General features: G+C 48.3%; 16 protein-coding genes. 6 read left to right on the forward strand and 10 right to left on the reverse strand.

Annotated elements, in window-relative coordinates; all coding sequences use genetic code 11:
- Positions 1-6: 6 nt before the first annotated feature.
- A complete protein-coding gene (locus FH968_RS14980; protein WP_139880847.1) occupies positions 7-525 on the reverse strand; it encodes a DUF721 domain-containing protein in 519 nt (172 codons plus the stop codon).
- Between the two features lie 22 nt (positions 526-547).
- Here FH968_RS14980 and secM point away from each other — a divergent pair, with 22 nt between their 5' ends.
- The 3 genes from secM to mutT all read left to right on the forward strand — a co-directional run bounded on the left by secM (position 548) and on the right by mutT (position 4,281).
- Complete coding sequence (secM, locus tag FH968_RS14985) at positions 548-1,054, forward strand: secA translation cis-regulator SecM (protein WP_139880851.1); 507 nt, start codon at positions 548-550, stop codon at positions 1,052-1,054.
- Between the two features lie 66 nt (positions 1,055-1,120).
- Positions 1,121-3,826, forward strand: coding sequence for a preprotein translocase subunit SecA (secA, locus tag FH968_RS14990; protein WP_139880855.1), 2,706 nt, complete (start codon positions 1,121-1,123; stop codon positions 3,824-3,826).
- 65 nt (positions 3,827-3,891) lie between these two features.
- On the forward strand, positions 3,892-4,281 hold the full coding sequence (gene mutT / locus FH968_RS14995) for an 8-oxo-dGTP diphosphatase MutT (protein ID WP_139880859.1): 390 nt from the start codon (positions 3,892-3,894) through the stop codon (positions 4,279-4,281).
- Here mutT and yacG read toward each other — a convergent pair.
- The 3 genes from yacG to coaE are packed head-to-tail and all read right to left on the reverse strand — an operon-like array spanning position 4,278 to position 5,848.
- Positions 4,278-4,475, reverse strand: coding sequence for a DNA gyrase inhibitor YacG (gene yacG / locus FH968_RS15000; protein ID WP_139880862.1), 198 nt, complete (start codon positions 4,473-4,475; stop codon positions 4,278-4,280). The two genes, mutT and yacG, sit on opposite strands and share 4 nt — an antisense overlap.
- 9 nt (positions 4,476-4,484) lie before the next feature.
- Positions 4,485-5,228, reverse strand: coding sequence for a cell division protein ZapD (zapD, locus tag FH968_RS15005; RefSeq protein ID WP_139880865.1), 744 nt, complete (start codon positions 5,226-5,228; stop codon positions 4,485-4,487).
- Complete coding sequence (gene coaE / locus FH968_RS15010; protein WP_139880868.1) at positions 5,228-5,848, reverse strand: dephospho-CoA kinase; 621 nt, start codon at positions 5,846-5,848, stop codon at positions 5,228-5,230. Before coaE ends, zapD begins: the two co-directional genes overlap by 1 nt.
- Positions 5,849-6,123: 275 nt before the next feature.
- On the opposite strand from coaE, the gene FH968_RS15015 reads away from it, so the two are divergent.
- Positions 6,124-7,167 (forward strand): GMP reductase, encoded by a 1,044-nt coding sequence (locus FH968_RS15015; protein ID WP_139881064.1) that lies wholly within the window; start codon positions 6,124-6,126, stop codon positions 7,165-7,167.
- Between the two features lie 44 nt (positions 7,168-7,211).
- Here FH968_RS15015 and hofC read toward each other — a convergent pair whose 3' ends face one another.
- From hofC to nadC, 4 genes are all read right to left on the reverse strand, one after another.
- Complete coding sequence (gene hofC, locus FH968_RS15020) at positions 7,212-8,417, reverse strand: protein transport protein HofC (protein ID WP_139880871.1); 1,206 nt, start codon at positions 8,415-8,417, stop codon at positions 7,212-7,214.
- Positions 8,410-9,789: a type II secretion system protein GspE gene (gene gspE, locus FH968_RS15025; RefSeq protein ID WP_139880874.1), complete on the reverse strand. Its 1,380-nt coding sequence runs from the start codon at positions 9,787-9,789 to the stop codon at positions 8,410-8,412. The genes hofC and gspE overlap by 8 nt, the downstream gene beginning before the upstream one ends.
- A 3-nt stretch (positions 9,790-9,792) precedes the next feature.
- Positions 9,793-10,242, reverse strand: coding sequence for a prepilin peptidase-dependent pilin (gene ppdD / locus FH968_RS15030; RefSeq protein ID WP_139880877.1), 450 nt, complete (start codon positions 10,240-10,242; stop codon positions 9,793-9,795).
- A gap of 189 nt (positions 10,243-10,431) precedes the next feature.
- A complete protein-coding gene (gene nadC, locus FH968_RS15035; protein ID WP_139880880.1) occupies positions 10,432-11,322 on the reverse strand; it encodes a carboxylating nicotinate-nucleotide diphosphorylase in 891 nt (296 codons plus the stop codon).
- An 82-nt stretch (positions 11,323-11,404) separates the two neighbouring features.
- Here nadC and ampD point away from each other — a divergent pair, with 82 nt between their 5' ends.
- Together ampD and ampE are read left to right on the forward strand one after the other, a co-directional pair.
- Entirely contained in the window at positions 11,405-11,968 is a 564-nt protein-coding gene (ampD, locus tag FH968_RS15040) for a 1,6-anhydro-N-acetylmuramyl-L-alanine amidase AmpD (protein WP_139880884.1), read from the forward strand.
- Entirely contained in the window at positions 11,965-12,819 is an 855-nt protein-coding gene (ampE, locus tag FH968_RS15045) for a beta-lactamase regulator AmpE (RefSeq protein ID WP_139880887.1), read from the forward strand. Before ampD ends, ampE begins: the two co-directional genes overlap by 4 nt.
- A gap of 32 nt (positions 12,820-12,851) precedes the next feature.
- On the opposite strand, the gene FH968_RS15050 is transcribed toward ampE, so the two are convergent.
- On the reverse strand, positions 12,852-13,808 hold the full coding sequence (locus tag FH968_RS15050) for a family 43 glycosylhydrolase (RefSeq protein WP_139880890.1): 957 nt from the start codon (positions 13,806-13,808) through the stop codon (positions 12,852-12,854).
- A gap of 10 nt (positions 13,809-13,818) precedes the next feature.
- Entirely contained in the window at positions 13,819-15,219 is a 1,401-nt protein-coding gene (locus FH968_RS15055; RefSeq protein WP_139880893.1) for a glycoside-pentoside-hexuronide (GPH):cation symporter, read from the reverse strand.
- Positions 15,220-15,321: the final 102 nt, after the last annotated feature.

Raw genomic sequence — 15,321 nt, forward strand, 5'->3', positions numbered from 1 at the left:
CCAGAATTATTTATTACGACTGGTTTTGTTGGTACTCTCTCCGGCCAATGATGCCAGTCGTTCTATTATTGCCTTTAACCTCTCTGGGCTACGTTCCGCCACCATTCTTAATGCCTCTGCACTTTGTTGGCTCAGCACTCTGTTAACCCCTTCAGTTTTAACTTTCATTGTCTGAATGCTGTTTTCTTGTACGGATTCTTGCCCAATTGCAGCCAGTGATGGATTAATCCTGATGTCGATTGATGTCAATGATGGTAATATTTGTGCTCTTAATGCACTCAGTAGCGTGGCTTGTTCGTAGCGTAAACGCATCAGCCAGCTAGCATTTGCAGTTTCAAGTACGAGAATGCCTTGTCGGAAATTTGCTACCCGGCACCAGGGATGCAGTTGAGCGGGTAATATCCCTTTCACTGCCCTGTTAAGCCGTAGTAGAGCAGTGGCGCGTTGCTGCACGTTTTGCAACACGCTTTCGGCACCAGCATCATCGAACAAATGCTCTAAAGATTGTGGGCGACTATCACGCATACATAATGCTCCGGCGGATAAAGTGATTGGTATTCTAAATCGTTGGCGACAGTTTGGCAGACGTTATTTCTGGCCGCATCTCATATTGGGGATGGTCGCGGCGAGTTTTGGCATGCCTGCGCTTAGCCAAAATACTGAGCCAACAGCCCCGGCGGAAACCTCCACCAGTAGCCACGATTACCTCAATAAGGTTAGCTTTAATAGTCTGGCATTATTGCAGGAAAGTACTCGTCGACCATCATTTAGTGTCGATTACTGGCATCAGCATGCTATTCGCACAGTTATTCGTCACCTTTCTTTTGCTATGGCACCTCAAACCCTGCCAGTAGCCCAAGAGAGTTTGCCTCTTCAGGCACATAAACTCGCATTACTCGATACGCTCAGCGCGCTTCTTACCCAAGAAAGTAAACCGCCTGTTATCGTACGTCGTACCACGCTTTGGCAGCCACCTGCTGTCGAGGCCTTCAGTCCTGCCATTTGGATTAGCCAGGTCCAGGGTATCCGCGCAGGTCCTCAACGCCTCAGCTAAATCCACTTCCTTTAATTATAACGTTATTTTAGCTCTGCCCAGATGGTAGGCGTTTGAGAATTTATTATGCTAATCAAATTATTAACTAAAGTTTTCGGTAGTCGTAACGATCGCACCCTGCGTCGTATGCGTAAAGTTGTCACCCTGATTAACAGCATGGAACCGGAAATTGAAAAACTTTCCGATGATGAGTTGAAAGCAAAAACTGGTGAGTTCCGCGCGCGTCTTGCGAAAGGCGAAGTGTTGGAAAATCTGATTCCAGAAGCTTTTGCTGTTGTTCGTGAAGCAAGTAAGCGTGTTTTCGGTATGCGTCACTTCGACGTACAGCTGCTTGGCGGCATGGTACTGAACGATCGTTGTATTGCAGAAATGCGTACCGGTGAAGGTAAAACACTGACTGCGACACTACCTGCTTATCTGAATGCCTTGAGTGGCCGTGGTGTCCACGTTGTTACTGTGAACGACTACCTGGCGCAGCGCGATGCTGAGAACAACCGCCCTCTGTTCGAATACCTGGGATTAAGCGTCGGTATCAACTTACCTAACATGCCAGCATCTGCAAAGCGCGAAGCTTATGCAGCTGACATTACTTACGGCACTAACAACGAATACGGTTTTGACTATCTGCGTGACAACATGGCGTTTAGCCCAGAAGAGCGTGTGCAGCGTAAACTTCACTACGCATTGGTGGATGAGGTTGACTCAATTCTTATCGATGAAGCGCGCACACCACTTATCATCTCCGGCCCTGCTGAAGACAGCTCCGAGATGTATAAGAAAGTAAACAAAATCATCCCAAGCCTTATCCGCCAGGAAAAAGAAGATTCTGATACTTTCCAGGGTGAAGGCCACTTCTCCGTGGACGAAAAATCTCGTCAGGTAAACATTACGGAACGCGGTCTGGTGCTGGTTGAAGAGCTGCTGGTTCGTGAAGGCATCATGGAAGAAGGTGAGTCACTTTATTCACCAACCAATATTATGTTGATGCACCACGTGACTGCCGCGTTGCGCGCACATGTTCTGTTCACCCGTGACGTTGACTACATCGTGAAAGACGGCGAGGTTATCATCGTTGATGAACATACCGGTCGTACCATGCAAGGTCGTCGTTGGTCTGATGGCCTGCATCAGGCAGTCGAAGCCAAAGAAGGTGTCGATATTCAGAACGAAAACCAGACTCTGGCATCCATCACCTTCCAGAACTACTTCCGCCTGTATGAAAAATTAGCAGGTATGACAGGTACTGCGGATACCGAAGCGTTCGAGTTCAGCTCTATCTATAAGCTCGATACCATCGTTGTGCCAACTAACCGTCCAATGATTCGTAAAGACATGCCTGATTTGGTCTACATGACTGAAGTAGACAAGATTGCTGCGATTATCGAAGACATTAAAGAACGTACTGCCAATGGTCAGCCAGTGTTGGTGGGTACCATTTCTATCGAGAAATCTGAGGTCGTCTCTGCTGAGTTGACCAAAGCTGGTATCAAACACAACGTTCTGAATGCCAAATTCCACGCGAACGAAGCAGGTATTGTTGCTCAAGCGGGTTACCCTGCTGCGGTGACCATTGCGACGAACATGGCAGGTCGTGGTACGGATATCGTATTGGGTGGTAGTTGGCAGGCAGAAGTTGCTGAGCTTGAAAACCCAACGCCTGAACAAATTGCGCAGATTAAAGCTGACTGGCAAATTCGCCATGACGCGGTTCTGACGTCTGGTGGTCTGCACATCATCGGTACAGAACGTCACGAATCTCGCCGTATCGATAACCAGTTACGTGGTCGTTCTGGTCGTCAGGGTGACGCGGGTTCATCTCGCTTCTACCTGTCTATGGAAGATTCCCTGATGCGTATTTTTGCATCGGATCGCGTTTCAGGCATGATGCGTAAACTGGGCATGAAGCCAGGCGAAGCCATTGAGCACCCATGGGTGACCAAAGCGATTGCTAACGCACAGCGTAAAGTTGAAAGCCGTAACTTTGATATCCGTAAACAGCTTCTTGAATACGATGATGTGGCAAACGACCAGCGCCGCGCGATCTACAGCCAGCGTAACGAATTGCTGGATGTGAGCGACGTTAGCGAAACCATCAATAGCATCCGCGAAGATGTCTTTAAAGTGACTATCGACGCGCACATTCCACCGCAATCGCTGGAAGAAATGTGGGATGTTGAAGGACTGGAAGAACGTCTGAAAAACGACTTTGACCTCGAACTGCCAATTAAAGAGTGGCTGGATAAAGAGCCTGAACTGCACGAAGAAACTCTGCGCGAGCGTATTTTGCAAAACGCTATCGAAGTGTATAAGCGCAAGGAAGAAGTTGTTGGCATTGAAATGATGCGTCATTTCGAAAAAGGCGTCATGCTGCAGACACTGGACTCACTGTGGAAAGAGCACCTGGCAGCAATGGATTATCTGCGTCAGGGTATCCACTTACGTGGTTATGCACAGAAAGATCCGAAGCAAGAATACAAGCGTGAATCCTTTGCTATGTTTGCATCCATGCTTGAAGCGCTGAAATATGAAGTGATCAGTACGCTCAGCAAGGTGCAGGTTCGTATGCCTGAAGAAGTCGAAGCAATGGAGCAACAGCGTCGTGAAGAGGCTGATCGTCTGGCACAGATGCAACAGCTGAGCCATCAGGATGACGACACGCTTGCTGCTGAAGCATTGGCTGCGGAAACGGGTGAGCGCAAAGTGGGTCGTAACGACCCGTGTCCATGCGGTTCTGGTAAGAAATTCAAACAGTGTCATGGTCGTTTGAGCTAAGAACTTTAATTGTCGACGAAGGCGCAGCTTGCTGCGCCTTTTTTCTATGGAGCACCTGAACAAAAATGAAACAATTAGAAATCGCCATTGGCATCATTCGCAACGCGCAGGGTGAGATTTTTATTACTCAACGAGCGGCAGATGCTCATATGGCAAATAAGCTTGAATTTCCCGGAGGGAAAATTGAGGTAGATGAAACGCCGGAACAGGCGCTAGTTCGTGAGCTTCAGGAAGAGACGGGCATAACGGCGAATGAGTTTACTTTGTTCGATAAATTGTCTTATGAGTTTCCGGACAGACACGTGACACTGTGGTTTTATATAGTAAAAAGTTGGGAAGGTGATCCGTGGGGCAAAGAAGGGCAACCGGGGCAGTGGATTGCGCAAAATGCGCTGGTGGCTACAGATTTTCCACCAGCTAATGAACCTATTATTAGCAAATTACAGCAACATTAACGCAGGTCTTCTTCACTCCAGTCGTCGCTTTCAGACAGATCGCCGCTGCTTGGAATTCGTTTTTCCTCGGCGGCCCATTCACCTAAATCAATCAGTTGGCAGCGCTTGCAGCAAAATGGACGATACGGGCTGGTTTCATTCCAGACAACTATTTTACCGCAGCCTGGGCAGTTTACTTTTGTAAGTTCAGTCATATTTGCTCCTTAACAGCATGCCAGCTCAAAATCGAGACGCTCAGGGATGATTCCGTTTTCGCTGTCGAGTGGTAAGAAACGAATCGCAAAACGGCTTTTATGGCCCGAAACCTGAGGGTACAGCTGCGCGGAAAGGTCTAATTGTAGACGCAGCAGATCGGCATCATCTCCGTTGTCCTGATAAAAACCGTTCAGACTGGTGTGCTTACGTAATGGCGCAGAATTACGAATAATATCCAATACCAGTTCCAATGCGTGTTTTAACGGCTGCAAACTTGCCAACCAATTATTAATTTGCGCATCACGCTGCGCCTGTGGCGAATACAACCAGATATGTAATGTCGGCAAATCAAAGCTACAGCATCCACCTGGAATGCTAAGACGCTGGCGAACCAGCGCGATTAAGCGATCTTCACGTAAGACTTGCCCCAGGCGCGGTGCTGCCATTAAAACACCGCCCCGTTCTTTTAGTTGGTTGCGCAGTGAGTCAATTCGCTGCATATCCACACCTGGAACTTCAGACCAGCTCAGTAATTTACGCTGTTGACGTTCCAGTTCTTTGAGAATATCTGTACGAATTTCTCCCCGCTCAAAGACATCGAGCAGATCACCGACGTTGCGGAAAAAATGAAGTGCTTTGGAGGTTTCATTCACCGGTAGTGAACTTTCGAGTTGTTGGATTAGGAACTCGATACGCAACCAGGTACGCATTTTTTCATTCAGTGGGTGCTCAAAAAGAATCTGGGTGCTCATTATTCGTTTTCCTGCTGTGCGGCCTGGGACGCCAGTTCAAGATACTGGCAATGCAGACGGTCAACATGTGCGGCCACTTGTGCAGTGCCACCATCATTATTAATTACATCATCGGCAACGGCTAAACGTGCCTCGCGTGTCACCTGCGCAGCAAGGATTTGTTGCACATGTTGGCGGCTGACTTTATCGCGCGCAATAGTACGTGCGATTTGCACTTCTGGCGAGACATCAACAACCAGAACGCGATCGGCCTTTTGTTGTAGGTTATTCTCAATTAATAAAGGAACAACCCACAAAACGTAAGGAGAAAGAGCTTGGTTGATTTCAGTTTGGGTTCGCTGGTGGATAAGTGGGTGTAGCAGTTCATTGAGCCATTGTTTCTGTTCTGGAGAAGAAAAAATTTTTTCACGAAGGACCCGACGATTTAGGGTGCCATCCTGAAGGAGGATCTCTGTACCAAAATGCTCAGCAATAATGCTAAGTGCGGGCTGTCCGGGCTCAACAATCTGACGCGCTATCACGTCTGCGTCTACAATGGTAATACCTAAGCGGGAAAAGTTATCAGCGACAGTACTTTTGCCACTTCCTATCCCACCTGTTAATGCCACCGTATAAACCATAAAAACTAGACCTTAAATCTGTGTTTCGTCAAAGAGATAGATAGCTAACTTGCACCAGGCGTATTTCTGGAAAGCATGGCTTCGCTGGGAAAAGTGACACCCAAGTAACAATTTCCTGTTACACAGGTAAATTTCATCGATTGTAGCGTAAAAAAGACTGTTTTCGCAGTCTTGCAGCGGCATTAATAGTGCGTATGATAACACCACTGGAATTGGTGGTTACTTCGCCAATTGCGTTCACGCGTCCTTCGCCATTCGACCCAGGAATCTGCAACATGCGTATTGAAGAAGATTTGAAGTTAGGTTTTAAAGACGTTCTTATTCGTCCAAAACGTTCCACACTGAAAAGCCGCTCTGATGTAGAGCTTGACCGCCAGTTCACTTTCAAACACTCCGGTATTGCATGGTCAGGTGTTCCGATCATTGCTGCTAACATGGACACCGTTGGCACCTTCGGTATGGCCCAGGCATTGGCCTCGTTTGATATCCTCACCGCAGTTCATAAACACTACTCTGTTGAAGAGTGGAGCAACTTCGTTAAGTCTGTTTCAGACGACGTACTGAAGTTCGTTATGGTTTCAACGGGCACATCAGATGCTGATTTCCTGAAAACCAAGCAGATTCTTTCTCTTCATCCTGCACTGCAATTTATCTGTATCGATGTGGCTAATGGCTACTCCGAGCACTTCACTCAGTTCTTGTCAAAAGCGCGTGAAGCGTGGCCGGATAAAGTTATCTGTGCAGGTAACGTCGTCACCGGTGAAATGTGCGAAGAGCTTATCCTTTCTGGTGCTGACATTGTTAAAGTCGGTATCGGTCCGGGTTCTGTATGTACCACTCGCGTGAAAACCGGTGTTGGTTACCCGCAGCTTTCTGCTGTTATTGAATGTGCTGATGCGGCTCACGGCCTCGGCGGCCAGATTGTTAGCGACGGTGGCTGTACTATGCCTGGCGATGTTGCTAAAGCATTCGGCGGCGGCGCTGACTTCGTGATGTTGGGCGGTATGCTGGCAGGTCATGAAGAGAGTGGCGGCACAATTGTTGAAGAAAACGGTGAGAAATTCATGCTGTTTTACGGTATGAGCTCTGAGTCTGCAATGACCCGCCACGTTGGTGGTGTTGCACAATATCGTGCGGCAGAAGGCAAAACGGTGAAACTGCCATTGCGCGGCCCTGTAGAAAACACAACCCGTGACATTCTGGGTGGATTGCGTTCTGCATGTACCTATGTTGGTGCTTCTCGCCTGAAAGAGTTGACCAAACGTACCACGTTCATTCGTGTTGCTGAGCAGGAAAACCGCGTTTTCAATAGCCTCTAAGCTATCTAAACGGCGTGGCTTAGGCCGCGCCGCTATCTACTTTACTATCCCGTACTCATTGCATCCCCTAGCTGGAAAATAGGCAGATACATTGCGATAACCAGCGTTCCAATAATTATTCCGACCACTAGCATCATTATCGGTTCCAGAGCGGCCGCTAGATTATCTGCCAGCTCCTGAGTATTGTTATGATGCCAACTCGCCAGCTTCTCCAACATCAAATCCAGAGCGCCAGACTCTTCACCAACACGCACCAACTGACAACATAGTGGTGTGAATCGCCCGCTATCATTAAGGGCCTGCCAAAGTGGTATTCCCTGAGTAACCTGAACGCTGATTTGTACAATAACCTTCTTCCACAATAGTTGTGTCAGTGTGCTTTCTACTGCCCCAAGTCCCTGTAGCAGGGGAATTCCTGCCTGTTGGGAAAGTGATAATGTCGTGTAGATTTGGCTGAGGATTTGCCCACGCCACAGTGGTGCAACTAGTGGAATGCGCAGCATCAGGTTTTGTTCGTATTCTTGCCAGTGAGGTTTTCGTTGTCGTAGAAAATACCCGCAAGTCATTAGCATAATGCCAGCCAATAACCAGCCAAACCCTTGTGTTGTCACCCAGTTTGAGATTGCCATTACTGCCACCGTAACGGCAGGTAGAGGTGCATTAAAAGAGCGGTAGATATTCGCAAATTCCGGTAATACAAAACCCATCATCCCGATAGTCACAATTAAGGCGACCACTATGATAAATAATGGGTAACGTAGTGCTTTCATGACTTTTTTACGCAACTGGTGCAGTTTTTCTTGTTGGTCAGCTAGCCTTTTACAGCATTCATCCAGCTTCCCGGTTAATTCACCAATATGAATCAAGGCAATGAATAAGCCTGGAAATATTCCAGGCCATTGCTGCAATGCCGTTGAGAAGGAAGTACCGTTAGAAACACGTTGTTCAATATCTTTTAGCAATACACGCCATTCGCAGAAAGGGTGCTGCTGTGCGATAAGTGACAATCCGTCGGATAAAGAAATTCCTGCCTGAAGTAATGTCGCTAGCTGGCGGAAGATTTGTATTTTTTGCTGGATATGCCAGCAACCTCGCCGTGTCAGTGATGTTTTTCGTAGCTGTAATAGTTGAAGATCGGCATTGAACAGTTGATCACTGACGGATATTGCATCGTCCGCCAACATTACACCTTTTTGTACTTGGCCGTGCTGATCAATAGCTTTCCAGCGCCAGAGCAAAAACTTAGCCATGAGGAACACCAAGCACACGATATAACTCTTCAAGTGTGGTTAAGCCCTGTTCAACGGCCAGGCAGCCACTTTCGAATAGCGTCATCATGCCATGCTGTTGTGCAAGAATTTCGAGATCGTGAGCAGCCATACCCTTGATAATGGCGGATTGTAGGGTGAAGTCGACCAGCAGGATTTCAAACAATGCACTTCGCCCGTAGAAACCGCCATAACAGCGTTCGCATCCGACTGCCTGCCAGTGAGGTAATGCACCCGCCCAAAGCTTTGTAGGTAAGCTAATATCGTCGGGGTGCCGCTGTTTGCAGTGAGGACAGAGCTTACGTACTAATCGCTGTGCGACCACCATATTCAGTGCCGAAGCCAACATCCAGCGTTCGACACCCATTTGCTCAAGGCGGACGACAGTTTCAGCCGTTGAGTTGGTATGTAGAGTTGAAAGTACCAGATGCCCTGTTTGTGCGGCTTTGATGGCAATTTCTGCCGTATCGCCATCGCGGATTTCACCCACCATGATGATATCCGGGTCCTGGCGCAATAAGGCGCGCAATACACTCTGAAAATTCAGCCCTGCTTTAGTGTTAATTTGCGTTTGATTAAGCCCGCGCATGGGGATTTCTATTGGATCTTCAACGCTACAGAGGTTGGTCGAGACCTGGTTGAGTATCTTCAATGCGCTGTAAAGCGTGATGGTTTTCCCGCTTCCGGTTGGGCCAGTGACCAGAATCATGCCTTGTGGGTTGGTTAAGGAGTGTTGAAACTTGGCGCAGTCATCAGGCGACATACCTAAATCTGATAACTCAAATGTTTGGGTTGTTTGTGTCATCAGGCGCAAGACAACTTTTTCGCCGTGATAAACCGGCAACGTCGCTATCCGAAATGAACACATATGTTGTTCGACAGAGATCTCCATTTGCCCATCCTGAGGAAGGCGACGTTCCGCAATATCCAGATTCCCCAAAACTTTGAGCCGTGCGGTTAACGGTGCAGCTAAATGAACGGGCAGCAACGGTTGTAATTGCAACACGCCATCGACACGAAAACGAATCTGATATCCGTGCTCAACGGGTTCAAAATGAATATCTGACGCACGCAGCTGAATGGCTTTGTAGAGTGTTTCGTGCAGAAGTTGAACCACTGAAGCGCTGCGTTCGGGTTGTTCATCTGTACCAGCCGATATACGTGAATGCCGAGTTTTTTCCAGTTGTTCGGCTGGCCAGTACTCAATATTTACCGGTTTATCACAGATAAAACGCAATGCTTCGAAAAACTCTGCTGGTGGATTTGGCGCAATAGCGATGTGTAGTACGGGGGCTTCACAAAGCAATAGCGCCTGATATTGATTACAAAGCGCGAGAATCTGCTGATCACTCATGGCTTAATTTCCCGCTTGATTGTTATCAAAGCGGAATACTTCTTCACAAGATTGTTGCAGCGAACCATTATCGGTAGCCGCACATGTTCGTGACCAACCTTCAACACCTTCGCTGTCAGTCCAGCGAGGTGATAAAGAGACGGTGAGTCCATTAAGGCTTTCTTGCCCTGTCAGCGTGACCACACCTTGTTCAACACTCATCCCACTAACATAACGGGTCGTTTTAGACGATGGGATGCTGTTGCTGCCTGCATCACATCCACTGATTCCACCACGCTCAATAGCACATAGCTCGACGGCGGTTCGGTAAGGGATAAAGGTTTGTAGCATATCGGTGAGCGCTGCTTTGCGCAGATAGTTTTGGTATGAGGGGATACCAATGGCGCTAAGAATCGCAATAATGCCGATGACCACCATCAGCTCAATAAGTGTAAACCCTTGTTGTTTGTTCATATGCCGCTCCTGATTGAGATTGCGGCACTTTGCTCCGTTTAAATGACTCAGGCGAGTGTGAACGAAAGCTTAAGGAAGCCACCTTCCAGGATATTTTTATGGTTTGCACTGAGCTGCAATGAAAATGCGAGAGTGGCCGTAACAGAAGGAAAAAGGCAGATGAATTTTAGCTCATCTGCCTCGCAGGAATTAACGGAAGCGCATGGAAAGGTCGAGTGCACGAACATGTTTTGTCAGCGCGCCTACAGAGATAAAGTCGACACCGGTCTTGGCAAATTCGCGGATGGTTTCTTTGGTCACGTTTCCGGAAACCTCCAGACGTGCTTTGTCTTTGGTGATGGCAACAGCTTTGCACATGTCTTCAACGTTGAAATTATCGAGCATGATAATGTCAGCTCCAGCATGCAGTGCCTGTTCCAGCTCTTCAAGCGACTCTACTTCTACTTCTACAGGCACATCCGGATGCAACCAGAAGGCTTTTTCCACCGCCTGACGAACTGAGCCTGAAGAGATAATGTGGTTCTCTTTAATCAGGAAGGCATCGGACAACCCTAAACGGTGGTTACTGCCACCGCCGCATAACACTGCATATTTCAGTGCAGTGCGCAGTCCAGGGAGGGTTTTACGGGTATCCAGCAATTGCGTTCTTGTACCCACGAGCAGATCAACATAGGTGCGGACTTCACTGGCAACGCCCGAGAGTGTTTGCACGAAGTTAAGTGCCGTACGTTCGCCAGTCAGCAGCACGCGTGAAGGGCCTGTTAATTCAAAAAGTGGTTGGTCAGCAGTAATGCTTTGGCCATCTTCTACATGCCACACCACTTTTACATCCCCGCCAAGTTGGGTAAACACCTCTTCAACCCAGCGCTTACCGCAAAATACGCCATCTTCACGAGTGATCACCACGGCATGAGAACGGTGGTCTGGATCCAGTAATTGTGCGGTTATATCGTTATTAGGATCGACATCACCACCAAGATCTTCACGCAAAGCCTGAGCAACTGCCTCGGGAATATCCAGGTTAATACGTTCAAGAAGCTCGTCACGACGGCGGTCTGGGTTATAGCGGCGAGGCGGCATGATAAAACTCCGAATTGGCTTAGTTAATGTGGAAACATGCTACATTGATGCGACGTCAAGTACCACTCTAAGGAGACTGCGGATGCAGCTAAAAAACGGCTGGCTGGTGGGTGTAAAGCATGTTCCTTCCCCACATTACGATTGCCGACCGGAGGATGAAACCCCTTCGCTGCTGGTGGTGCATAACATCAGTTTGCCGCCGGGTGAGTTTGGTGGCCCGTGGATTGATGCGCTATTTACGGGAACTTTGGACTCAGAAGCTCATCCGTACTTCGCGGGAATCGCACATTTGCGAGTCTCAGCACATTGCCTTATTCGTCGTGATGGTGAGATTGTTCAGTATGTTCCCTTCGATAAACGCGCCTGGCATGCCGGAGTTTCTTTGTATCAGGGTCGCGAACGTTGTAACGATTTTTCCATCGGTATTGAGCTGGAGGGCACTGATACGCTGCCTTATACTGACGCGCAATATCAAAAGCTTGTTGCGATTGCTGATGTTCTGATTCAGGTTTATCCGGCAATCGCTGACCATATGACGGGACACTGCGATATTGCACCGGAACGTAAAACAGACCCAGGTCCAGCATTTGACTGGTCGCGTTTTCGTCATTCGGTTGAGGTAACGTCAAATAAGGAGATGAAATGACGCTGTTTACATTGCTGCTGGTGATGATTTGGGAACGGTTGTTCAAGTTGGGTGAGCACTGGCAATTAGATCACCGCCTGGAAGTCATCTTTCGGCGGGTAAAAAGTTTTTCGTTGTTACGTACCATTCTGATGACTGCCCTGTGCATGCTGTTGGTTTTCCTATGTATTCGTGCATTACAGGGATTGTTCTTTAATGTGCCGCTGCTGGTTTTCTGGATTGCACTTGGCGTGTTGTGTATTGGCGCGGGCCAGGTTCGTTTGCATTACCACGCATATTTGCAGGCCGCGAGTCACGATGATAGCCACGCTCGTGATGCAATGGCGAATGAACTGACGCTTATCCATGGAGTACCGCCAGATTGTGATGAGCGCGAGTATCTGAAAGAGCTGCAAAATGCGTTGCTGTGGATTAACTTTCGTTTCTACCTCGCCCCACTTTTTTGGTTTATCGTCGGTGGCCCTTGGGGACCGGTGACGTTGGCGGGCTATGCTTTCTTACGTGCATGGCAGACGTGGCTTGCTCGCCATCACACGCCTCAACAGCGTTTACATTCGGGCATTGATACTATTTTACATGTGCTCGACTGGGTGCCAGTGCGCCTGGTAGGTGTGGCATATGCGCTGCTGGGCCACGGTGAAAGGGCGCTTCCAGCTTGGTTTGCTTCTTTGGCCGATCGCCATTCTTCTCAGTACCAGGTACTGACCCAACTGGCGCAATACTCTCTGGTACGCGAGCCTCATCTCGATAAAATTAATACCCCGAAAGTTGCGGTTTCCATGGCGAAGAAAACCTCTCTGGTGATTTTAGTCGTGGTTGCGTTACTGACAATTTACGGCACTCTGGTTTAAGTTTGAATATGTAGCCAGAGCACCGTAATCGTTTAACGATTATCCGCAGGCGGTATGCCAAACACTGGCATACCGTTTTCATCCCATTCGAGAGTTTTCAGGCGCGTATGGCGATTTGGGTCATACAGCGGGTCACCTTCAATTTCCGTATAGTTGCGAGCGTGATAAACCAGTACATCTTTCCCGTCTTTCCTTTTAGTAAAGCTGTTATGACCTGGCCCAAACTGCTTGTTTTCATCGCTGGTGGTAAAAACGGGTTGCGTAGATTTGTGCCAGTTCTCAGCTTTAGTCGGATCGGCGTTCAAGTCTATCCACAGCAACCCAATACAGTAATTTTCGTCAGTGGCACTGGCTGAATAACTGACAAACAGATTATTGCTGTGGACAATCACCGCTGGCCCTTCATTGACCAGAAAACCACGACATTCCCAGTCTAACTCTGGCTTGCTTAACATCACCGGATGGCCTTTTATTGCCCATGGCGTTTCCAGTTCGGCGAGATAGAGATTGGAGTTGCCTGGAATGTTCGGATCCTTCTGCGCCCATAAATACCACTGCTTGCCCTGGTGCTTAAAGGTTGTCGCATCAAGGCAGAAGCTATCGAACTGCGTTTTCACCTGGCCTTTTTCTAGCCACTTACCGGTTAACGGATCGGCATCCGCACATTCCAGCGCAAACATTCGGTGCTGGAACATATTCAGTTGATCCAGTTCCTTCGTGTGAGTAGCCGCAAAGTAGATGTACCATTTCCCGTCAATATGATGCAGTTCCGGGGCCCAGATAAGTTCGCTCATTGGGCCGTGCTTCGGCTTACGCCAGACAACGGCGGGTTTTGCATTTGGTAGTTCGCTGATTGTCGTCGCGCGGCGGATCTCCAGCCTGTCGTACTCCGGTACTGACGCAATAAAGTAGTAGCAATCTTCATGCAGCAAAATAAACGGGTCGGCACGCTGCTCAATAAAAGGATTTGGCCATTGCTCCTGATTCATAACGCTTTCCTTACAGTTTGGCTTCAATTGGTTTGCTGTCGTGAGACTCGTTCAGTTCACGATAGTTGATACGGCGCTTTTCCAGGTCTTGCTGAATGCGTTGCATCAATTCACGGTCAACTTTCAGCATACGCACCACGCCTGCGGTGATCAGATAGCCGACGCCAGGGATGATGGTAAACAACATCACAATACCGTTAATTGAATCTGGGCTTTGCTGTTTTGCACCAGCGTCGTAACCGTACCAGGAGAGCAAGAATCCTACCATTGCGCCAGCAATCGCCAGGCCAAGTTTCAGGAAGAATAAGTTGCCAGAGAAGCTAATACCTGTGATGCGTTTACCGGTTTTCCACTCGCCGTAATCATCTACGTCGGCCATAAGTGACCAATGCAGCGGGGATGGGATCTGGTGCAGGATATTGAGCAGGAAATACATCACCATAATCAGCGTTGTGGCATGTGGGTCGAGGAAGTAGAAACCACAGGAGAAAATCGCCAGTGCTATGTTGCACCAGAAGAATACTTTCAGTTTGCAGATGCGGTCAGTCAGCACTTTAGCCAGCATGCTGCCGCCCATCATGCCAACCACGCCAAGGCTAATGAATATCGTGGCGAAACTGGTGCTTTGACCCATTACCCATGTGACGTAGTACATCGTGGCTGCCATGCGAATAAAACCGGGGCAGACGTTGCACAATGTCAGCAGAAGAATGCGTACCCACTGGTCGTTTTTCCAGACATCTTTAAGGTCAGATTTTAGTGCGTCATTGCTTTGTACTGCCGGGCGAACACGTTCTCTGACAGTCGAGAAGCAGAACAGGAACATGCACATTCCCAGCACCGCCAGGACGCCCATCGCCATTTGGTAACCTTTCGCTTTGTCGCCGCCGCCAAACCAGTCAACCATTGGTAGCAGGGACAGTGAGAGGATTAACGTGGCAATACCGACCATGACAAAGCGATATGACTGGCAAGCCACGCGCTCTTTCGGATCATTTGTAATGACGCTTCCCAACGAGCAATAAGGAATGTTGATGGCGGTATAGGTTAAAGAGAGCAGGAAATAGGTGACAAAGGCATAGATAACTTTGCTGCTATAAGCCCAATCAGGTGTGGTGAACATTAAGTAACTGAAGAAGGCAAAAGGGGCGGCCATCCACAAAATCCATGGACGAAAACGCCCCCAGCGAGTCTGCGTTCTATCGGCGATAGCACCCATAATCGGGTCTGTAATTGCATCAATGACCCTAATGGAAAGTAGCATCACGCCCACTAATGCTGGGGCAAGACCAAAGATGTCCGTATAAAAATAGTTAACAAACAACATAATGGCACCAAAGATGATGTTGCACCCGGCGTCACCCATGCCGTAGCCGATCTTTTCTTTAATCGATAATTTGCTGCTTTCCATAGGAAATGCTCCAGACCAGAATATGGACAAGAGTATTGGGCTGTTAGGAATAATTTGCGTGCCTGAAAACCGTCACAGAGATGGACAATACTGTCATTGTTA

This window comes from Buttiauxella sp. B2 (genome assembly GCF_006376615.1).
In the GTDB taxonomy this organism is placed as follows: domain Bacteria; phylum Pseudomonadota; class Gammaproteobacteria; order Enterobacterales; family Enterobacteriaceae; genus Buttiauxella.